Below are 20335 nucleotides of genomic sequence, written 5' to 3'. Positions count from 1 at the left end.
AGTTATGCATACGCATCAACGATTAGGACGCTTTCACAAAGGGAAACGTATGCGTCAGCAGCGTCTGCGTGCACGCATTTTTCATCGAGACTATCTGGCGGCAACCGAAGTGAAAAAACCACGAGTCGTTGTGTTAACCGGGGCAGGCGTTTCCGCGGAATCAGGCATACGAACCTTTCGCGCGGCCGACGGCCTGTGGGAAGAGCATCGGGTTGAGGATGTCGCCACTCCGGAAGGTTTTCAGCGTAACCCCGAGTTGGTGCATGCATTTTACAACGCCCGCCGTCGGCAGCTGCAACTGCCGGAAATTGTGCCCAATGCGGCGCATCTGGCGCTGGCTAATCTGGAAACGCTGTTGGGGGATAATTTTTTACTTATCACGCAGAATATCGACAACTTGCACGAGCGCGCCGGCAGCCAGCGGATTATTCATATGCACGGCGAGTTGCTGAAGGTGCGTTGCTGCCAGAGCGGACAGATTTTTGACTGGCCGGGCGATCTCTCCGCCGACGAACGCTGTCACTGCTGCCAGTTTCCCGCGCCGTTACGCCCGCATATCGTCTGGTTTGGCGAAATGCCGCTGGAAATGGAGCGGATTTATCAGGCGCTGGCGCAGGCCGACTATTTTATCGCCATCGGCACCTCGGGGCACGTCTATCCCGCCGCCGGGTTTGTACATGAAGCGCATTCGCACGGCGCTTATACCATTGAGCTGAATCTTGAACCTAGCCAGGTGGAAAGCCAGTTCGATGAAAAAATCTATGGCCCGGCCGGCACGGTGGTGCCCGAATTCGTCAGCGCCTGGCTGACGCGACGGAAAAATATAGCATTTTGATGGTTCAGAACGTTGACAAAGTAGCGATTGGTAAGACGACTCCAAATCCGTCATTCCTGCAGGTCCCCGCTTTCGCGAGGAGGAGTCTCCGGCGACACCGATCTGCTTGCGGAAGCAGATCCCCGCCTACTGCCGCGGGGATGACCGCTGGTGGTATTCGGGAGTGCTATTTCGGTGTGGGTTTGTCATCAGTCTCATTTTAATGATTTCGTTTTCGTGGCCCCGCCTTTTATTCGATTAGCGAATAACTAATAAACTTTATATTCTTTCCTTACCATGGCTGGCTCGGTAGGATCCCTCCGAGCCAGGTCATTAACACATTCTTTTGCGGCCGGATAGGATCATATGACGATATCGGCGCACTGAGTTTATTGTAAATTGTGATTTAACTCCTTAATAGTTAAGGAATAAAAATAATAATGGGATGTGCTTCATAATGATTACTCTCTCGAATGTCTCGAAAGTATTCGATAGTTCCTCTGGCTCCATCAGCGCGGTTGAAGACGTTAGCCTGAGCGTTGAAACCGGGCAGATTTACGGCATCATCGGTTACAGCGGCGCCGGAAAAAGTACCCTGATCCGCCTGTTGAACGGTCTTGAAACCCCCACCAGCGGTTCGATCGTGGTCGACGGGCAGGATATCGCCAAAGCCAACAGCGCTGAACTGCGCGCGGCGCGTTTGCGCATCAGCATGGTTTTCCAGCACTTCAATTTGCTGTGGTCGCGAACGGTAAGTGAAAATATTGCCTTTTCGATGCAGATCGCCGGGGTCAAAAAAGCGCAAATCAAGGCCAGAGTGGCGGAACTGGTCGCCCTGGTGGGGCTGCAGGGCAGGGAAAACGCCTATCCTTCCCAGCTAAGCGGCGGCCAAAAGCAGCGTGTGGGGATCGCCCGCGCATTGGCGAACAACCCGGTGGTGCTGCTGTGCGACGAAGCGACGTCCGCGCTCGACCCGCAAACCACCGACTCTATTCTTGATTTGCTGCTGGATATCAATCGCAAGCTAAATCTGACCATCGTGCTGATCACTCATGAGATGCACGTGGTGCGAAAAATTTGTCAGCGCGTGGCGGTGATGGAAAACGGCCGCATCGTGGAGGAGGGCGCGGTGCTGGATGTCTTTACCCACCCTCAGCAGGCGATTACCCAGCAGTTTGTCAGGCAGGTGACGCAGTATGAAGAGACGCAGGAGAGCTTTAATCCGCTTCTGGTGGAGTCGCTGTCCGGCGCGGTGGTCAAACTGACCTTTGTCGGGGTACAAACCCAGCAGCCGGTGATTTCGGAATTGATCCAGCGCTACGGTCTGACCGTTAATATTTTGCACGGGAAAATAACCCAGACGTTAAATGGCGCATTTGGCGAACTCTATGTTCACGTTGCAGGGAATGAACAGCAGCTGGAAAACATGCTGGAATTGGTACAGGAAAAGAACATTACCGCCGAGGTGATTAAACATGCTTGAGACACTGTTCCCTCACCTGCAGGTCGACCGCCTGCTTGATGCGACCTATGAAACGATTTACATGACGGCCATCGCCGGGCTGGCGACCTTTGTGCTGGGGGTGATACTGGGCGTGCTGCTATTTCTCACCTCCCGCGGACAGCTATTGCAAAACCGCCTGGTGTACACGCTGGTTTCGGTGGTGGTAAACGTATTCCGTTCCATCCCGTTTATAATTTTGATCGTGCTGCTGATCCCGTTTACCCGGGTCATCGTCGGCACCATTTTAGGCGCCAACGCGGCCCTGCCGGCATTGATTATCGGCGCGGCGCCGTTTTACGCCCGGCTGGTGGAAATCGGCCTGCGCGAAGTGGATAAAGGGGTCATTGAGGCGGCCCGCTCGATGGGGGCCAGAATCAGTACCATCATTTTCAGGGTGCTATTGCCCGAGTCTTCACCGGCGCTGGTTTCCGGTATTACGGTAACGCTAATCGCGCTGGTGAGTTATACCGCTATGGCGGGTGTTATTGGGGCCGGAGGGCTGGGCAACCTGGCCTATCTGGAGGGTTTTCAACGCAATCACGGCGATGTGACGCTGGTGGCGACGATAATGATCCTGCTGCTGGTTTTCATTATCCAGTTTATTGGCGATACCGTTACGGCAATTCTTGATAAACGTTAATATTATAAAGGAATGATGATGATGAAGACGCGTAAAATTTTAATGCTGGCTTATGCCTCTCTGACCGCTCTGAGTCTGACCGCGTTTTCTGCGGTCGCGGACACCAAACTGGTGGTGGGAGCGTCGAACGTTCCGCACGCCGAAATTCTTGAACAGGCGAAACCGATTCTGGCGAAAGAGGGCGTCGACCTCCAGATCCAGCGCTTTCAGGACTATATTCTGCCGAATACGGCGTTAGCCAGCCGTGATATCGACGCCAACTATTTTCAGCACGTCCCCTATCTGGAAAGCGTGCTGAAAGATCACGCCGGCGATAAGAGCTACGATTTCGTCAATGCGGGGGCGATCCATATCGAACCGATCGGTATTTATTCCAAAAAGCACAAGAGCCTGCAGGATCTGCCGGAAAACGGCAAGATCATTCTCGGCGACGCGGTGGCTGAAGAAGGGCGTATCCTGTCCATCTTCGAAAAGGCGGGGGTGATTAAACTGAAACCGGAGGTCAAACGCGTTGACGCCCGTATCAGCGATATCGTCGAAAACCCGAAAAAGCTGCAATTCCTGCCGAGCGTCGAGCGCGGCCTGTTGCCGCAGGTTTATGCCAATAACGAAGGGGATGCGGTGGTTATCAACGCCAACTACGCCATCGATGCCGGTCTGAATCCGACCAAAGATCCCATCGCGGTAGAGAGCGGCGAAGATAATCCGTACGCCAATATCATCACCGTTCATCGCGGCGACGAAAACAAACCGGAGATTAAAGCGCTGGTCAAGGTTCTGCACTCCAAGGAGATCCAGGACTTTATCAAGCAGAAATATGCCGGCGCGGTCATCCCGGTAAATTAATAATCCCTTCTTTGCTCCCTCCCCTGAGAAGGGGAGGGTTGCGCCGCTGTACCATCCGCACATTCATTGATCTGATCAACGGCGAACGTCGCCGCGTGGTTAAAGAAACAGAACTCACATTCATCGCAGCGGGCGTGGGAGGCGGCGGCTGATGGCGGAATATCGCGGGAACGCGATAGCCGTTGGATGGCACTGCGCAAAATCGTCAACATGGTCCTATATCCTCGCTGAAGCCTGTCGGGACGGTCGCCGGTCATTAGTAAATGAGAGCTGTTCTCATACGACTAATCGTAGCCGATATTTTGTCAAGCGCGGAATGGCGAATGTCAATGTGCGTCAACGGGCGCCGCGTGACAATCAGGCGCGGAAGCGGCCGCCAAAATCGGTTACCATAGCGCAGGCGCCTGCGGGACAGGCGTCTTTCCTTTGTCGCGGATGGACTATGCAGCCTTTGAATTCGGGATATACCCAGTTAAAACAGCGGCAGCGCGTGCGGGATCGCCAGCGGTTAATCCTGCTGTTCTTTCTGACGCTGTCGACGCTGACCCTCGGCCTGTGCGCCGGCGAACGCTGGATTTGGCCGTTACGCTGGCTGGACGAAAGCCAGCGCATCTTCGTCTGGCAACTGCGTTTACCCAGAACCCTGGCGGTGATGCTGGTGGGGGCGAGTCTGGCGATGTGCGGCGCGGTGATGCAGGCTATTTTTAACAACCCGCTGGCCGAACCGGGGCTGCTGGGCGTCGCCAACGGCGCGGGCGTGGCGCTGGTGCTCGGCGTACTGCTGGGTCAGGGCATGCTGCCTGTATGGGCGCTAAGCCTGAGCGCCATCGCCGGCGCGCTATTGATTACCTTTCTGCTGCTGCGCTTCGCCCGCCGGCACGTTTCCAACGCCCGCCTGCTGCTGATTGGCGTGGCGCTGGGCATTATCTGCAGCGCGGTCATGACGTGGGCGGTCTATTTCAGCACCAGCCTGGATTTGCGCCAGCTGATGTACTGGATGATGGGCGGATTCAGCGGAATCGACTGGCGGCACGGCTGGCTGATGCTGGCCCTGTTGCCGCTGATCCTGTGGCTGAGCCGCCGGGGAGAGGTGCTGAACGGGCTGGCGCTGGGGGAGATAGCGGCGCGCCAGCTGGGCGTGTCGGTCTACCACTGGCGCAACCTGCTGGTGTGGGTCGTCGGCGCGCTGGTGGGGCTAAGCGTGGCGCTGGCGGGGGTGATCGGCTTTGTCGGTTTGATTATTCCCCATATGCTGCGCCTGTGCGGATTAACCGATCAGCGTTATCTATTAACCGGCTGCGCGCTGGCCGGCGGCTCGATTCTGATGCTGGCGGATACGCTGGCGCGCATCGCCCTGGCTTCCGCCGAGTTGCCGATTGGCGTAGTTACCGCTACGCTGGGAGCACCGTGGTTTATCTGGCTGTTGTTGCGCAACAGACTTTAGCGCTTTGCCACGCGGACAGAAATAAGTAACGATCTCCCTTCTCGCAGGATAAAAAGGATCAAGACGATGAGTAATGAAATCTATGCCATTCCGCTGAAAACCATTACCGGGCAAGAGACGACGCTTGAGCCCTATCAGGGCAAGGTGGCGTTAATCGTCAACGTTGCCTCAAAGTGTGGGTTGACCAAACAGTACGACGCGCTGGAAAAAGTCTACCAAACCTATCGCGATAAGGGATTCGTGGTGCTGGGATTCCCGTCGAACGAATTCGCCGGGCAGGAGCCGGGCAGCGAGGAAGAGATTCAGGAATTTTGCCGCACAAACTTTGGCGTGCAGTTCCCGCTGTTCAGCAAGATCGAAGTCAACGGCGCCGGCCGTCATCCGCTGTACCAGCTTTTGATCCGCGAGCAGCCTGAAGCCGAGGGTTCGCTGCTGAGTCCTTTTTACGCTCGCCTGGTCAATAAAGGCCGCAAACCGGCGAATCCGGAAGATATCTTATGGAATTTTGAAAAATTCCTGGTTGCCCGCGATGGCGGCGTGATCGCGCGTTTCTCCCCCGATATCACTCCCGACGACGCGGTGATTATCAAGGCTATCGAAGCGGCGCTGGCGAAATAGTTGGCGCCGCACTCTGCACCCTTGCTGCAACTGCGGCAGGCGGGGGTTTTTCCCCGCCTGTCTCCGGTTGACGCCGCCTGCGGCTCCGGCCGGCTGTTGCACGTTATCGGCCCCAACGGCGCGGGGAAAAGCACCCTGCTGGCCAGAATAGCGGGCATGCTTGCCGGAGAGGGGACGGTCTGTCTCTCCGGCGGGCCGCTGGAGGCGTGGTCCGCCCAGGAGTTGGCGCTTCGCCGGGCTTACCTTGCCCAGCAGCAGCCTACCGTATCGATGATGCCGGTGTTCCAATATTTACGCCTGCACCAGCCGCCGCTGGCCGACGAGGCGATTATCGAACGGACCGTCGATTTTCTGGCCGCCCGGCTGATGCTGGCCGACAAACTGACCCGTTCGCTGACCCGGCTTTCCGGCGGGGAGTGGCAGCGCGTCAGGCTGGCCGCCGCGCTATTGCAGATCTGGCCGCAGGCCAATCCCCACGGCCGCCTGCTGCTGCTGGATGAACCCGCCAACAGCCTTGATGTGGCGCAGCAGGTCGCGCTGGACGATCTGCTGCGGCTGCTTTGCCGGTCGGGATTGACGGTGATTGTCTGCGCCCACGATCTGAACCACAGTCTGCAACATGCCGACGATATCTGGCTGATGTCCGGCGGGAAACTGGTCGCCGCGGGAGAGACCGCGCAGATTATGCAGCCGCAGACGCTGTCGTCCGTGTTCGGCGTCGATTTCCAGCGCTGCCGGGTTGACGGCCGCCACTGGCTGATACCCCGTCGCGCCTGACGTTCGACGGCGGGAAACGTCGCCTTTACTTGCCAGTTACGCCCTTTCGACGCTAAATTACATGCATATCATTCAGATAGTTCTTCTCCGCCGATTTTCTGCATCAATCCGCGGATTTTCAGGTAAAAAAACATGATACGTCTAAAGCAGCTATTGATGTTGGCAAGCCTGATACTGGTGGGGTGCAGCAGTCATCGCAATCCGCCGCCGGATGCGCGCCTGAGCGATTCGATTATGGTGGTGGCGCAGTTGAACGATCAGCTAAATCAATGGTATCGCACGCCTTACCGCTATGGCGGTCTGGATCGCAACGGTATCGATTGTTCCGGCTTTGTCTACCTGACCTTCCGCGACCGCTTCGGCATCCGCCTGCCGCGCAGCACCGATGCGCAAACGGAAATGGGGGAACGCGTGGATCGCGACAGCCTGATACCGGGCGATCTGCTGTTTTTCAAAACCGGCAGCGGCGGCAACGGGCTGCACGTGGGCATCTACGATAAAGACGACCAGTTTATCCACGCCTCCACCAGTCAGGGAGTCATCCGCTCATCGCTGGATAACGTCTATTGGAAGCGGGCATACTGGCAGGCCCGCCGTATCTGATTCGCCCTTGAGGGCGACTATGGAGCCTTATGTCTTCTCTGCGTTTATTGCTCTCCGACTCTTTCGACCCCTGGTTTAATCTGGCGGTCGAAGAGTGTATTTTCCGGCAGATGCCGACCGCGCAGCGGGTGCTGTTTTTATGGCGCAACGCGGAGACCGTGGTCATTGGCCGGGCGCAGAATCCGTGGAAAGAGTGTAATACGCGCCGCATGGCGCAGGACGGCATCAAACTGGCGCGGCGCAGCAGCGGGGGCGGGGCGGTATTTCACGATTTGGGCAATACCTGTTTCACCTTTATGGCGGGCAAGCCGGAATACGATAAAAGCGTTTCAACCCGCATTATTCTTAATGCGCTGGCGGCGCAGGGGATTGATGCCAGCGCCTCCGGCCGTAACGATTTGGTTATCGATACCGCCGACGGCCCGCGGAAAATATCGGGTTCCGCTTACCGGGAAACCAAAGATCGCGGTTTTCATCATGGCACCCTGCTGTTGAACGCGGACCTGAGCCGTTTAGCCGACTATCTTAATCCCGATGTGAAAAAATTACAGGCGAAGGGAATTACCTCGGTGCGTTCGCGGGTAGCCAATCTTATTGAGCTATTACCGACGCTCGATCATCAGCAAATATGCCAGTCGGTGATACAGGCCTTTTTTGATTATTACGCCGAACGCTGTGAGCCGGAAATTATTTCCCCCGCCGCCTTTCCGGATCTGCCGGGATTCAGCGAACAGTTCGCCCGCCAGAGCAACTGGGAGTGGAATTTCGGACAGGCGCCGGATTTTACCCATTTACTGGATACCCGTTTTTCCTGGGGAGGCGTTGAATTACATTTTGACGTTGAGCGCGGCGTCATTGTCCGCAGCCAGATTTTTACCGACAGTTTACATCCGGCTCCGCTGGAAGCCCTGGCGGTGGCTCTGCGCGGCACGGCTTATCGGCCGGAAAATATGGCGGGTATTTGTCAGCAATTAAGCGTGGAATTTCCGCAACAGCACCATGAATTACAACAAATGGCCGCGTGGCTGGCGGAAAGCATTCAATAATAGACGACGTTTTTGTTTTTCAGTTTCCTCTGAGTGAAAAATATACAGTTCTGGTCTATAGAATGAGGTAGTTAATTTTATAGGCTTTAGCTGCTGTATGCTTATCCGGCTGGAAGTGGACTATGTTAATGAGTATGTTTTCTGGCCTATTTATAGTCTGGAAGGGCGATTATTGGCCGTTGAAATGGTCAGCCGGTTTAATAGCAGGTCCGGAAATCTGAGTATCCCGCCTGATATTCTTTTCAATGTACTGAATAAATCGCAAAAACATGATTTTATTAAAGAACAGCTGGCATTTATAAAAAACAATGCAGACTGGTTTATTGATAAGCATATTCTGCTGGCGCTAAAAGTTGACGCTGAGACGGTGGATTTTCTGTTAACGTCAAAAACAGTGCGTAATGATATTAACGACCTGCCGTTCATTCAGCTGGAAATTAATGAGATCTTTCCGGATTTGGCGCAGGGAAAAGAAAACGCCCGTCTTTTGAAATTGAGCAAATTATTTAATCTTTGGCTGGATAACTTTGGTTCGGGAAAAAGCAACCTGAAACCGTTGCATGACGGCCTGCTTAATTCGCTGAAAATGGATCAGAATCTGGTGGAGCATCTATTATCCCGATCGGCGAACACGTTGATTATGGAGCCGTTATTACGGATCATTAAAAACTATTATCCGGGAGTGAGGGTTATCGTTAAAGGCATCGATACCCCGGATTGTCTGGCTAAAGTCAGGAATCTGAATATTGATGCGCTGCAGGGCAATCTTTGGCCGGCGGTTCACTTCGATGAGCTGAAAACGCAGATTGATTTTTCTCGCTAAGCCTTATCTTTTCTCCCCCTGATTCTTCGGCGCCGAAGAATATCCCCACAGTTGGCCGGGTGTTAATTCCCCGATGGCCGCTCTACACTTTGCGGTAGAGGGGAAAAATATGCCGCAGAAACCATCGTTCGTTAATCACTATTTCCACCAGTTGCCGGGTTTCTACACCGAACTGCAGCCGACGCCGCTGCAGGGCGCGCGTTTGCTCTATTACAGCCGCGGACTGGCGGATGAGCTGGGGCTATCCGCGCAATGGTTTACCCGCCGGCATGACGCGGTGTGGCGCGGCGAGGCGCTGTTGCCGGGCATGAAGCCGCTGGCCCAGGCGTACAGCGGCCATCAGTTCGGCATGTGGGCGGGGCAACTGGGCGACGGGCGCGGCATTCTGCTGGGTGAACAGCAACTGGCGGACGGCCGCAGCATGGACTGGCATCTTAAAGGCGCCGGGCTGACGCCCTATTCCCGCATGGGGGACGGGCGCGCGGTGCTGCGCTCGGTTATCCGCGAGTTTCTGGCGTCCGAAGCCCTGCATCATCTGGGCATCCCGACGACGCGGGCGCTGACCGTCGTCACCAGCGAGCAGGCGATAGCGCGCGAACGGGAAGAGCCGGGGGCGATGCTGCTGCGCGTGGCGGAAAGCCACGTGCGCTTCGGCCACTTCGAACATTTCTATTATCGCCGCGAAGGCGAAAAGGTGCGCCAACTGGCGGATTTCGTCATCGACCGCCACTGGCCGCAGTGGCGGGATGACCCGCGGCGCTATGCGCTATGGTTCGGCGATGTGGTGGAGCGCACGGCGCGGCTGATTGCTCACTGGCAGAGCGTCGGCTTTGCCCACGGCGTGATGAATACCGACAATATGTCCATCCTCGGTTTAACCATTGATTACGGACCGTTCGGCTTTCTGGATGATTACCAGCCAGACTATATCTGCAACCACTCCGACCATCAGGGGCGTTATGCCTTTGATAATCAACCGGCGGTCGGGCTGTGGAATCTGCATCGTCTGGCGCAGTCGCTGTCGGGGCTGATGGACACCGACGAACTGGAAACGGCGCTGGCGCGTTACGAGCCGACGCTGATGCAAAAATATGGCGAGCTGATGCGCGCCAAACTGGGGCTGTTTACCGCGGATGCCGAGGATAACGCGATTCTGGTGGAGCTATTGCGCCTGATGCGGCAGGAGCGGCGCGACTATACCCGCACCTTCCGTCTGCTGGCCGACGGCGAACAAAGCGACGCGCTTTCCCCGCTGCGCGATGAGTTTATCGATCGTCCGGCGTTCGATCGCTGGTTTGCGGCGTACCGCAAACGCCTTGCGCGGGAACCGCAGCATGATGCCGCGCGCCGGCAGCGGATGAAGGCCGCCAATCCCAACTATATTCTGCGCAACTATCTGGCGCAGCAGGCCATCGAACGGGCGGAAAAAGAGGATATCAGCGTGCTGGCCCGCCTGCATCAGGCGCTTTGCCGGCCCTATGAGGAGCAACCGGAAATGGACGATCTGGCGGCGTCGCCGCCGGAGTGGGGCAAGCATCTCGAGATATCCTGCTCCAGCTGACAGCCGGCCCGCTCCCTGACCGGCCGGCATTGGGCTACCGGCGCAGATGCACCTGCGGAATCGGGTAGTCGGGGTGCAGGCCGACGTTGAGATCGGCCTGATACCAGCGGGTCAGTATCTCCGTTTGCAGCACCTGATGCGGCGAACCTTGCGCCACCAGTTTCCCCTGGTGCAGCAGCAGGATCCGGTCGGCGTACAGGGCGGCCAGATTAAGATCGTGCAGTACGCAGCAGACGGCCAGCGGCTGCTGCCGGGTCAGCTGTTTTAACAGGCGCAGCAGATGCTGCTGATGGTAGAGATCCAGCGCCGAGGTGGGTTCGTCAAGAAACAGCCAGCCCGGCGTCGGCTGCGGGTGCCACAGCTGAGCCAGTACGCGGGCCAGCTGTACGCGCTGCTGTTCGCCGCCGGAGAGATGGCGATAATCGCGATTCGCCAGATCCCAACAGCCGGTCTGCTCCATCACCCGGCGGATAACGTCGTCATTCCGCCGGTCGCGTCCGTAAGGGGAGCGGCCCATAGCGACCACGTCGCGTACGCTGAAGGAGAAAGCCAGCCCGCTGTGCTGACGCATCACCGCGCGGGTTTTCGCCAGCGCGTCCGGCGCCCAGTGGGAAAGCGGCTTACCGGCCAACAGGCACTCCCCCTGATGCGGCGTCACATACCCGGTCAACAGACGCAGCAGCGTGGACTTGCCCGCGCCGTTGGGGCCGATAATCGCCACGATTTCGCCGCAGTTCACCTCCAGCGAAACCGCCTCGGTGAGGTAGCGTCCGCCGATCCGGTAACTCAGATTATGGGCCAGCAATGCGTTATCCCGTCCGGCGCTATTCATTTCCGCGTCCTTTATGCTGCACGATCAGCCATAAAAAATAGGGGCCGCCAATCAGGCTGGTTAACAGCCCGACGGGCATCTCCGCCGGAGACAGCAGGGTACGAGCCAGGGTGTCCGCCACCAGCAGCAGGCAGGCGCCTCCCAGAACCGAACCGGGAATAAGCCAGCGGTGGTCGGCGCCCAGGTGCATGCGGATCAGATGAGGAACCACCAGCCCGATAAAACCGATCACCCCGCTGACGGCAACCGCCACGCCCACCAGCAGTGAGCTTAACAGCAAGAGGGTATATTTGGTGCGTTTCACGTTAACGCCCAGATAGTGCGCCTCTTCGTCCCCCAGTTGTAACAGGTTTAAGCGGCGGGTCTGATACAGGGTGATCGCCATGGCGGGCAGCGCCAGCGTGGCCGCCACCAGCAGCATCGGCCACTGCGCCTGTCCCAGGCTGCCCATGCCCCACAGTGAAAACTGGCGCAGCTGTTGGTCGTTGCTGATATAGGTCAGCACGCCAACCGCCGCGCCGCACAGGGCGTTAAGGGCGATGCCGGCCAGCAAGAGCCGCGTCAGTCCGCCCTGTTCGCCGCGGCTAAGGATAAAAATGATCGCGGTAATCGCCAGACTGCCGACGAAGGCCGCCAGCATCGGGCTGTAAAGCGACAGCAAGGGCGGCAGGCCGAGCGGCAGAACAATGGTCAGCGCCACGCACAGCGCCGCGCCGCTGCTGATCCCCAGCAGGCCGGGATCGGCCAGCGGATTGCGGAACAGCCCCTGCATAATGCCGCCGGAACAGGCCAGCGCGCTGCCGACCAAAACGGCCAGCAGCACGCGGGGCAGGCGGATATGCAGCCAGATATGCCATAGCGGATCGTCCAGGGACGTCTGCCACAGCGTGTGAAACGATAGGTTGAGCGCGCCCAGATTAGCCGCGCATACCATCAGCGCCAGCAGCAGCAACAGCAGCCCCGCCAGCCAATAACCGGGATGTAGCCGTGGCGTCATTTTATCTGTTCTGCGGCCTGACGCAGCGTGGCCATCAGCGTCGGCGTCTCCAGCGTAAAGCCGAGTATCGCCATATCGTCAACCACCAGCAGGCGGTTGTTTTTCCCCGCCGGCGTCAACGACAGGCCCGGCAATTTCCAGATTTGCGCTTCGCCGCCCAGGCTCTTCAGCCCCTGCGTGGTGATCACGATCAGGTCGGGAGCGCTGGCGATCACCCCCTCCTGCGATAATGGCTGATAGCGTTGGCTGCCCTGCATGGCATTGCGCAACCCGACGCTGCGGATAATGGTATCGGCGGGGGTATTCTGCCCGGCCGCCATGGCCGTCATCCCGCCGTGGCTGAGGATGAAAAGCGCTTTAACCGGCAGGGGAGTGGTGGCGACCTTGTCCAACTGCTGGCGGTATGCGTCGGTCAGCGCCTTGCCTTGCGCCTCCTTATCTAACGCCTGGGCAATGACGTTAATCTTTTGCGGCACGGTTTCCAGCGCCGGTTTGGCCGGCACGTTGATCACCCGGGTGCCGCTTTCCGCCACCTGCTGCAACACCAGCGAGGGCTGCGACAGTTCGCTGGCAATCACCAGCGAGGGTTTCATCGCCAGAATCCCCTCGGTATTCAGCTGGCGCATATAGCCCACGTCGGGGAGTCGGGTGGCGGCGTCAGGGTGCAGACTGGTGCTGTCTCTGGCGACCAGATCTTTTTCCGCCCCCAGCGCGTAGATGATTTCGGTAACGTCGCCGCCGACGGACACGATACGTTCCGCGGCCGAAACGCTGAGCGGCAGGAGCGTCAACAACGGCAATAGCCAGTTTTTCATGCGGCAAGATCCTTACGTGGTTTCAGCGCGGCTACCTGTTCGCGCCACTGCTGCTGTTCGGCGCTGCCTTCGGTGCGCTGGCCGAATAATTGCGCGATTTGCGTACCGTCCGCGGCATACAGTTCCAGACTGGTTACGATACCGTCGGCGGTCGGTTTGCGCGTGACCCAGCTTTCGGCGATGGCGTTCTCAATCAGATGCAGCGTGAAATCCCGATTAAAGATATTAATCCATTCGGCATGCTGCTCCACCCGCTCCACGCGTTCGATTTTACCGGTAAAAATCTGCACGCAGCCGCGATTGCCAACAAATACCATAATTTCATTCTGCGCGTCTTTGGCGGCGAACAGGATCTGTGATAACGCGTGGTTATCAACCTGATAGGCCAGGTCGTCGCTGACGGCGCGGAACGCCTGCTGACGGGTGAGATTGTAGCGCTTCAACAGGATAAAGAACTGGTGAACATCGGTCATCGCCCGCCAGTCGGCTTCAAGTGCCGGGTTATGCTGCGTCGCCGGGGCGTCGGCTGCGTCGGCGGCCGGCGGGCGGATCAGCAGCGCGGGGTTTTCGCTGCTGGCGAATGTCTCGATAACCCGCCGCCAGGCCTGGCTGTCGGTGTCGTCGGTAGGGTAAACCTTCAGAATGGCGTCACCCTGATGGTCGAAAAACTGAATGCTTTCACGCTCCCCGCGCGGCGTGGTTTCCCGCAGGAGGAAGGCGGAAGCCCATGAATGCAGAAATAGGCGTAAATCCAGCTCGCGCGGATTCAGGATAAGGCCGGCATGCCCGTCCAGATGCTGATTGCGGTAATAACCGACGTGCTCGTGAACGGCATATTCATTGCGCGTAATCGACTTGGTCTTGCCAACCTGCTCCAGCGCGCCCAGCCAGCTTTTGGCGTCGCCTTGCAGGCGCTGCGCGTCATGCCCGACGCGCGCGTGCGTCAATTCCGCTTCGCTGACGCCGAGCAGGCCGGCCAGATCGCGGGCGTATTTACGCGGATGCGCGGTTTTAGCCTGGAGGTATTGTTGGTAAAGTGAAGTCTGCATCGTCGCTTCCTTATTCTTTGTCATAGTCACAGCATAGCCAGAAATTAATGAGAATCATTTTCATGTAACAAAAAAGTTACATCAAGTGAAATTTTCTTAATCCGTAAAATGAAACGGCGGCCGGGGCGGGGGGGGAAATGCCGGCTGACGGCGACGCGTTGTTCGGGCGCAAGCGGCCGGCGGCGTCAGAGGATGGAGGGAGCGGAAGGGCATAAAGCTAAACCGGACGGCCTTGCAAGGGCTGCCCGGTTAGCGTTTCACCGACCGGACGGCGGATTAATTCAGTTGATAAATACCCGACTGCCAGGGCTGTAGTTCAAGTTTGCCGGCATTGGGCCGCACCTGTTCTTTCATGCCGCTTTCCAGCAGGGTTTTCTTGATTGAGAACGACTCTGGCAGCGCATAGCTGACGGGCTGCTCCCTGAAATTCACCACGATAAGATATTTCTCGCCGTCGAGAGTACGGGTATAGGCGTAGACGTCGTTATCGTCGGGATCGAGATCCTGGTAAGCGCCGTAGATTAATGCCGGGGTGGCGTGCCTGAGCGCAATCAATTGACGATAAAAGCTGTAGACGGAGTGCGGATCTTTGGTCTGATTCGCGGCGTTGATTTCCTTATAGTTCGGGTTGACTCGAAACCACGGCGTACCGGTGGTAAAGCCGGCATTGGCGGCGTCGCTCCACTGGAATGGCGTGCGGCTGTTGGCCCGGTTGGTTTTCTTGACGTTATCCAGAAACTCCTGCGGCGTCACTTTCCCGCTGGCGACCACCTCCTGCCAATAGCCTTTCACGCCAAGATCGTTGAAATCTTCGATCGTTTGGAAAGGGTAATTGGTCATCGCCAGTTCGTCCCCCTGATAGATAAAGGGGGTTGCCCGCTGGGTTAACGCCATTGTGGCCAGCGCCTTGGCGGAAAGTACGCGCCACTGCGGACGATCGTCCCCGAAGTGCGACACCAGACGGGGATTATCGTGATTGTTCAGGAAGAAGGTATTCCAGCCATATTCGCCGGTCATGTTATTCAGACGGTTATTGATCTGACGGAATTGCGATAATTGCCACGTTTTCTTGCGCCATCTCTCCTCAGATGAGCGGTCAACGCGGATGAGATCGAATAAAAAGGCCATATCCAATTCTTTACGCCGTTGATCAATATATAGCGGAGCCTGCTCTATCGGCACCCCGAAGGTTTCTCCGACCGAGACGACGCCATATTTGGCGAATACCTGCTGGTGCATTTCCCGTATATAGCGGTGCAGATTAGGCCCCTGGGTATAGGCCGTGGCGAAATTTTTCTGCTGTTCAGGGGTTAAATCCGGGAAATCGGGAATTTTAGCCAGAGTGGCAACCGTATCAATGCGCAGGCAGGTCACCCCTTTGTCAATCCAGAAGCGCATAATGTCATAGGCTTGTTGCCGTACCTGGGGATTATCCCAATTAAGGTCGGGCTGGGTGACGCCGAAATAATGCAGATAGTACTGACCGGTCGCGTCGTCTTTCTGCCAGGCGGAGCCGCCGAAAAACGATGGATAGTTATTGGGCGGGTTTCCCTCTTTGCCGTCACGCCAGATGTAGTAGTCGCGATAAGGATTATCCCTGGATTTTTTACTTTCCACGAACCATTGATTCTGGTCGCTGCTATGATTAACCACCACGTCGATCATCATATGCATGTCGCGTTTCTTCATCTCGGCTATCAGCAGCTCGAAATCTTCCATCGTCCCGTATTCGCGCATTATTTTACGGTAGTCGCGGATATCGTAACCATTATCCACATTCGGCGAGTCATAGTGCGGATTAATCCAGATGCCGTTAACGCCGAGCTCTTTTAAATAATCCAGTTTTTCGATAATCCCTTTTAAGTCGCCAATGCCATCGCCGTTGCTGTCTTTAAACGAACGCGGATAAATTTGATAAAACACGGCCTCTTTCCACCAGGTAGGATGGACCGAAGCGCCATCGTTAATTGCCACGACGGATGAGCTATCTATGCCGTTATCCTGAGACGATGCGCTGCATAGACCGGAGAAAGTCAAACTCGCCAGTAATATGGCGCTGAGTGTTAAACGTTTTTTTAGCATTGTCATATAATAAATCTAATTATTTATAACTGGTTGTTTTTATGATGCTTAAATTATTAAGCATCATGCCGTTTCGCGTAGGGTATCAGGCGTGGAGATAAAATTAATTGCTATAAAAACAATGTAATTCAACCGCAATAAGCCATATGCCTTGACTTTGAGTTTCGCACTTTACCGGGTAATTAGTGATGGTCAACTTATAGTTTACTGCGGTAATTTTTTCATTGCGCGGGAATCAGCGCATGTGGGCAAAGCTAAACTGGATAATATCGTAAAATAAAACCTTAGCCGAATTATAATATTATATTTATTTTTAATTCTAGGTGATAAAAAGCGCTCAAATAATAATTTGAGCTTTGAGTGACGGCGTCGCATTTTGGCTTGATCCGCCAATTAGTACATGCGACGGCTCATACCAAGAATATCAATGATTCTGGCGGAAATTTCCTCAACCGAATAATTGGTGGTATTGATGTATTTAATCTGGTGTTTGCGAAACAGCGCCTCGACCTCGTTCAACTCCATACGGCATTGGCGCAGGGAAGCATAGCGGCTGTTGCCCATCCGTTCTTCACGAATGGTCGCCAGCCGCTCGGCGTCAATGGTCAGCCCGAACAGCTTGTGCTGGAAAGGTTTTAGCGCCTCAGGCAATCGCAGGTTATCCATATCGTCGGCGATAAAAGGATAATTGGCGGCGCGAATACCGAACTGCATCGCCAGATAGAGACTGGTGGGCGTTTTGCCGCAGCGCGATACGCCGAGCAGGATGACCTGCGCCTGATCGAGATTGCGCAGTGAAATACCGTCGTCATGGGCCAGCGTATAATCTATCGCGGCGATGCGCGCGTCATATTTACCCAGATTGCTGGCCGTCAGTCCATGGGTGCGGTTGGCGATCGGGGTGGGCGGAATATTGAGTTCTTCCTGCAGGGGGGCCACCAGCGCCTGCACGATATCCTGGCAGAACCCTTCGCTGCCGGTGATGATATTACGTACCGTCGGGGTGACGATAGAGTAAAAAACCAGCGGCCGCATGCCGCTCTGGTGATACAGGGTATTGATTTGCTCGCAAACGGCTCTGGCCCGCGCTTCACTCTCGACGAAAGGCAAGGTATAGCTGACGGTGTTCACCGGGAATTGCGACAGCACCGCATGGCCGAGCACTTCGGCGGTAATCGCCGTGCCGTCCGAGACATAAAATACGCTTCTTTCCACCTGAACTCCTTAAATGGTTTTTGCCGTACAAATCGTCAAAAAATATATTTTATAAATACTTTTATTAAAACACCTTTTCATTATATCCATGATAAAGATAATGAACTTTTACCCTATTGGATTTTTAGCTCATAAATCAATTCTGAGCCATGAAATGGTTTTTTTTACCCTGGTTGATCGATTCACCTGTCAATACTTTATAAATCGCTATGCTACGCTGATTACGTTGAGACTGATTCTTGACTGAATATTTCCATACCCTAAATTGTATGCAGAAAGGATTTTTCCGATGTCCAATAACGGCCCTGATTTGCGTAATGTCCTCTGGTATAACCAGCTTGGTATGCACGACGTTGAGCGGGTGGGGGGCAAAAATGCCTCTCTGGGTGAGATGATCACCAACCTTTCCGAACTTGGCGTTGCCGTTCCCAATGGTTTTGCGACAACGGCACAGGCGTTTAATGATTTTCTTAACCAAAGCGGTATCAACCAGCGTATCTATGAATTGCTGGATCATACCGACATTGACGATGTGAACCAACTGGCGAAGGCGGGTACGCAAATCCGCCAGTGGATTATCGATACGCCATTCCAGCCCGCGCTTGAGCAGGCGATCCGCATCGCGTACCAGCAGCTGGCCGAGGGGGAGAAAGATGCCTCTTTTGCCGTGCGTTCTTCCGCCACCGCGGAAGATATGCCGGATGCGTCCTTTGCCGGACAGCAGGAAACCTTCCTCAACGTTCAGGGCATCGAGGCGGTGATGACCGCCGTGAAGCACGTCTTTGCCTCTCTGTTTAACGATCGCGCCATTTCCTATCGCGTTCATCAGGGATACGACCACCGCGGCGTCGCGCTGTCGGCGGGGGTTCAGCGCATGGTGCGCTCCGATCTGGCCGCCGCCGGGGTGATGTTCACCATCGATACGGAATCCGGCTTTGATCAGGTGGTGTTTATCACCTCCGCCTACGGTCTGGGCGAGATGGTGGTGCAGGGGGCGGTGAACCCGGATGAGTTTTATGTGCATAAACCCACCCTGCGCGACAACAGGCCGGCCATCGTGCGCCGCAATATGGGGTCGAAAAAAATCCGCATGGTGTACGCCGACAGCCAGGAGCACGGCAAGCAGGTGCAGATCGAGGATGTGCCCGAGCAGCAGCGCGCCCGCTTCAGCCTGAGCGATGATGAAGTCCAGGCGTTGGCGCGTCAGGCGCTGCTGATTGAGCAACACTACGGCCGGCCGATGGATATCGAATGGGCGAAGGACGGTCACAGCGGCAAGCTGTATATCGTGCAGGCGCGTCCGGAAACCGTGCGTTCCAACGGCCAGGTGATGGAGCGCTATCATCTGCCGGCAGGGGGCGAGGTGCTGGTCGAGGGCCGGGCCATCGGGCATCGCATCGGCGCCGGCGAGGTGAAAGTCATTCAGAATATCAGCGAAATGCACCTGATTAACGCCGGCGACGTGCTGGTTACCGACATGACCGACCCCGACTGGGAGCCGATCATGAAGAAAGCGGCCGCCATCGTGACCAACCGCGGCGGGCGCACCTGCCATGCGGCGATTATCGCCCGCGAGCTGGGGATCCCGGCGGTGGTGGGCTGCGGAGACGCCACCGAACGGCTGAAAAACGCCCAGAAGGTGACCGTCTCCTGCGCCGAGGGCGATACCGGCTATGTTTATCACGACCTGCTGGATTTCACGGTGAAAAGCTCGCAGATTGATGCGATGCCGGACCTGCCGCTGAAAATCATGATGAACGTCGGTAATCCCGATCGCGCGTTCGATTTCGCCTGTTTGCCGAACGAGGGCGTCGGGCTGGCCCGTCTGGAATTTATCATCAACCGGATGATTGGCGTGCATCCGCGCGCGCTGTTGGAGTTTGACCAGCAGACCCCGGAGCTGCAGCGTGAAATCAAGGCACTGATGAATGGCTACGACGATCCGGTGGAATTCTATATTGCCCGGCTGACGGAAGGCATCGCGACCCTGGGCGCGGCGTTCTCGCCGAAGCGGGTGATCGTCCGGCTGTCCGATTTTAAATCCAACGAGTATGCCAACCTGGTGGGCGGCGCGCGCTACGAACCGCAAGAGGAAAACCCGATGCTCGGCTTCCGCGGGGCGGGGCGCTATGTTTCCCCGGATTTCAAAGCGTGCTTTGCGCTGGAATGCGCGGCGGTGAAACGCGTTCGCAACGATATGGGGCTGAAGAACGTGGAGATTATGATCCCGTTCGTGCGTACCGTGGCGCAGGCGGAGGCGGTAATCGACGAACTTGCGCGCCAGGGGCTGCGGCGCGGCGAAGACGGACTGAAAATCATCATGATGTGCGAGATCCCCTCCAATTCGCTGCTTGCGGAGGAGTTTCTGGCGCACTTTGACGGCTTCTCCATCGGTTCCAACGACATGACCCAGCTGGCGCTGGGGCTGGATCGGGATTCCGGCGTGGTCTCCGAGCTGTTTGACGAACGCAACGACGCCGTCAAGGCATTGCTGTCAATGGCGATCAAGGCGGCGAAGAAACAGGGTAAATACGTGGGTATCTGCGGTCAGGGTCCTTCGGACCACGAAGATTTCGCCCTCTGGCTGATGGAGCAGGGCATCGACAGCCTGTCCCTTAACCCGGATACCGTGGTGCAGACCTGGCTGAATCTGGCCGAACACCAGTAAC

18 protein-coding genes are annotated in these 20335 nt (G+C 56.4%); 12 read left to right on the top strand and 6 right to left on the bottom strand.

Going from position 1 to position 20335, the window contains the following annotated elements:
* The first annotated feature begins 4 nt into the window (after positions 1-4).
* From cobB to DDT56_RS21835, 11 genes are all read left to right on the top strand, one after another.
* Positions 5-835, top strand: coding sequence for a Sir2 family NAD+-dependent deacetylase (gene cobB / locus DDT56_RS21885; RefSeq protein WP_136168498.1), 831 nt, complete (start codon positions 5-7; stop codon positions 833-835).
* A gap of 436 nt (positions 836-1271) precedes the next feature.
* Positions 1272-2297: a methionine ABC transporter ATP-binding protein gene (locus tag DDT56_RS21880; protein WP_136168497.1), complete on the top strand. Its 1026-nt coding sequence runs from the start codon at positions 1272-1274 to the stop codon at positions 2295-2297.
* The gene (locus tag DDT56_RS21875; RefSeq protein WP_009112368.1) at positions 2290-2958 is read left to right on the top strand and encodes a methionine ABC transporter permease; all 669 of its coding nucleotides are present in this window, start codon (positions 2290-2292) and stop codon (positions 2956-2958) included. The genes DDT56_RS21880 and DDT56_RS21875 overlap by 8 nt, the downstream gene beginning before the upstream one ends.
* Positions 2959-3000: 42 nt before the next feature.
* On the top strand, positions 3001-3804 hold the full coding sequence (locus DDT56_RS21870) for a MetQ/NlpA family ABC transporter substrate-binding protein (protein WP_417903704.1): 804 nt from the start codon (positions 3001-3003) through the stop codon (positions 3802-3804).
* 442 nt (positions 3805-4246) lie between these two features.
* Positions 4247-5248 carry a vitamin B12 ABC transporter permease BtuC gene (gene btuC / locus DDT56_RS21865; protein WP_136168495.1) on the top strand — a complete coding sequence of 334 codons (1002 nt, stop codon included), beginning with the start codon at positions 4247-4249 and terminating at the stop codon, positions 5246-5248.
* Between the two features lie 66 nt (positions 5249-5314).
* Entirely contained in the window at positions 5315-5866 is a 552-nt protein-coding gene (locus tag DDT56_RS21860) for a glutathione peroxidase (RefSeq protein WP_136168494.1), read from the top strand.
* 21 nt (positions 5867-5887) lie between these two features.
* A complete protein-coding gene (gene btuD, locus DDT56_RS21855; protein ID WP_168197670.1) occupies positions 5888-6643 on the top strand; it encodes a vitamin B12 ABC transporter ATP-binding protein BtuD in 756 nt (251 codons plus the stop codon).
* A gap of 132 nt (positions 6644-6775) precedes the next feature.
* Positions 6776-7246: a C40 family peptidase gene (locus DDT56_RS21850; RefSeq protein ID WP_136168492.1), complete on the top strand. Its 471-nt coding sequence runs from the start codon at positions 6776-6778 to the stop codon at positions 7244-7246.
* Positions 7247-7275: 29 nt separating this feature from the next.
* Complete coding sequence (locus DDT56_RS21845; protein ID WP_136168491.1) at positions 7276-8292, top strand: lipoate--protein ligase; 1017 nt, start codon at positions 7276-7278, stop codon at positions 8290-8292.
* A gap of 97 nt (positions 8293-8389) precedes the next feature.
* Entirely contained in the window at positions 8390-9115 is a 726-nt protein-coding gene (locus DDT56_RS21840; RefSeq protein WP_136168490.1) for an EAL domain-containing protein, read from the top strand.
* Positions 9116-9224: 109 nt separating this feature from the next.
* Positions 9225-10676 carry a protein adenylyltransferase SelO gene (locus tag DDT56_RS21835; RefSeq protein WP_136168489.1) on the top strand — a complete coding sequence of 484 codons (1452 nt, stop codon included), beginning with the start codon at positions 9225-9227 and terminating at the stop codon, positions 10674-10676.
* A 34-nt stretch (positions 10677-10710) separates the two neighbouring features.
* Here the strand turns inward: DDT56_RS21835 and DDT56_RS21830 are convergent, their stop codons facing one another.
* From DDT56_RS21830 to ppsR, 6 genes are all read right to left on the bottom strand, one after another.
* Complete coding sequence (locus DDT56_RS21830) at positions 10711-11508, bottom strand: heme ABC transporter ATP-binding protein (protein WP_136168488.1); 798 nt, start codon at positions 11506-11508, stop codon at positions 10711-10713.
* The gene (locus DDT56_RS21825; protein ID WP_136168487.1) at positions 11501-12505 is read right to left on the bottom strand and encodes a FecCD family ABC transporter permease; all 1005 of its coding nucleotides are present in this window, start codon (positions 12503-12505) and stop codon (positions 11501-11503) included. Before DDT56_RS21825 ends, DDT56_RS21830 begins: the two co-directional genes overlap by 8 nt.
* The gene (locus DDT56_RS21820) at positions 12502-13320 is read right to left on the bottom strand and encodes a heme/hemin ABC transporter substrate-binding protein (RefSeq protein ID WP_136168486.1); all 819 of its coding nucleotides are present in this window, start codon (positions 13318-13320) and stop codon (positions 12502-12504) included. Before DDT56_RS21820 ends, DDT56_RS21825 begins: the two co-directional genes overlap by 4 nt.
* The gene (locus DDT56_RS21815; RefSeq protein ID WP_136168485.1) at positions 13317-14369 is read right to left on the bottom strand and encodes a hemin-degrading factor; all 1053 of its coding nucleotides are present in this window, start codon (positions 14367-14369) and stop codon (positions 13317-13319) included. Before DDT56_RS21815 ends, DDT56_RS21820 begins: the two co-directional genes overlap by 4 nt.
* 276 nt (positions 14370-14645) lie before the next feature.
* Positions 14646-16457 carry a glycoside hydrolase family 13 protein gene (locus tag DDT56_RS21810; protein WP_417903703.1) on the bottom strand — a complete coding sequence of 604 codons (1812 nt, stop codon included), beginning with the start codon at positions 16455-16457 and terminating at the stop codon, positions 14646-14648.
* Between the two features lie 387 nt (positions 16458-16844).
* The gene (gene ppsR, locus DDT56_RS21805) at positions 16845-17666 is read right to left on the bottom strand and encodes a posphoenolpyruvate synthetase regulatory kinase/phosphorylase PpsR (protein ID WP_136168484.1); all 822 of its coding nucleotides are present in this window, start codon (positions 17664-17666) and stop codon (positions 16845-16847) included.
* A gap of 289 nt (positions 17667-17955) precedes the next feature.
* Between ppsR and ppsA the strand changes: the two genes are divergently transcribed.
* Complete coding sequence (gene ppsA / locus DDT56_RS21800) at positions 17956-20334, top strand: phosphoenolpyruvate synthase (protein ID WP_136168483.1); 2379 nt, start codon at positions 17956-17958, stop codon at positions 20332-20334.
* The last annotated feature ends 1 nt before the right edge of the window (position 20335 follow it).

The organism is Brenneria corticis, assembly GCF_003115855.1.
Classification (GTDB): domain Bacteria; phylum Pseudomonadota; class Gammaproteobacteria; order Enterobacterales; family Enterobacteriaceae; genus Brenneria; species Brenneria corticis.
The sequence above is the reverse complement of the archived record's forward strand: the minus strand, read 5'-3'. Positions and strand labels throughout refer to the sequence as shown.

Excerpts from the sequence above, each read along its gene's own strand:
- cobB (WP_136168498.1), top strand. The coding sequence starts at position 5 with ATGCATACGCATCAACGATTAGGACGCTTTCACAAAGGGAAACGTATG.
- DDT56_RS21880 (WP_136168497.1), top strand. The coding sequence starts at position 1,272 with ATGATTACTCTCTCGAATGTCTCGAAAGTATTCGATAGTTCCTCTGGC.
- DDT56_RS21875 (WP_009112368.1), top strand. The coding sequence starts at position 2,290 with ATGCTTGAGACACTGTTCCCTCACCTGCAGGTCGACCGCCTGCTTGAT.
- DDT56_RS21870 (WP_417903704.1), top strand. The coding sequence starts at position 3,001 with ATGCTGGCTTATGCCTCTCTGACCGCTCTGAGTCTGACCGCGTTTTCT.
- btuC (WP_136168495.1), top strand. The coding sequence starts at position 4,247 with ATGCAGCCTTTGAATTCGGGATATACCCAGTTAAAACAGCGGCAGCGC.
- DDT56_RS21860 (WP_136168494.1), top strand. The coding sequence starts at position 5,315 with ATGAGTAATGAAATCTATGCCATTCCGCTGAAAACCATTACCGGGCAA.
- DDT56_RS21850 (WP_136168492.1), top strand. The coding sequence starts at position 6,776 with ATGATACGTCTAAAGCAGCTATTGATGTTGGCAAGCCTGATACTGGTG.
- DDT56_RS21845 (WP_136168491.1), top strand. The coding sequence starts at position 7,276 with ATGTCTTCTCTGCGTTTATTGCTCTCCGACTCTTTCGACCCCTGGTTT.
- DDT56_RS21840 (WP_136168490.1), top strand. The coding sequence starts at position 8,390 with ATGCTTATCCGGCTGGAAGTGGACTATGTTAATGAGTATGTTTTCTGG.
- DDT56_RS21835 (WP_136168489.1), top strand. The coding sequence starts at position 9,225 with ATGCCGCAGAAACCATCGTTCGTTAATCACTATTTCCACCAGTTGCCG.
- DDT56_RS21830 (WP_136168488.1), bottom strand. The coding sequence starts at position 11,508 with ATGAATAGCGCCGGACGGGATAACGCATTGCTGGCCCATAATCTGAGT.
- DDT56_RS21825 (WP_136168487.1), bottom strand. The coding sequence starts at position 12,505 with ATGACGCCACGGCTACATCCCGGTTATTGGCTGGCGGGGCTGCTGTTG.
- DDT56_RS21820 (WP_136168486.1), bottom strand. The coding sequence starts at position 13,320 with ATGAAAAACTGGCTATTGCCGTTGTTGACGCTCCTGCCGCTCAGCGTT.
- DDT56_RS21815 (WP_136168485.1), bottom strand. The coding sequence starts at position 14,369 with ATGCAGACTTCACTTTACCAACAATACCTCCAGGCTAAAACCGCGCAT.
- DDT56_RS21810 (WP_417903703.1), bottom strand. The coding sequence starts at position 16,457 with ATGACAATGCTAAAAAAACGTTTAACACTCAGCGCCATATTACTGGCG.
- ppsA (WP_136168483.1), top strand. The coding sequence starts at position 17,956 with ATGTCCAATAACGGCCCTGATTTGCGTAATGTCCTCTGGTATAACCAG.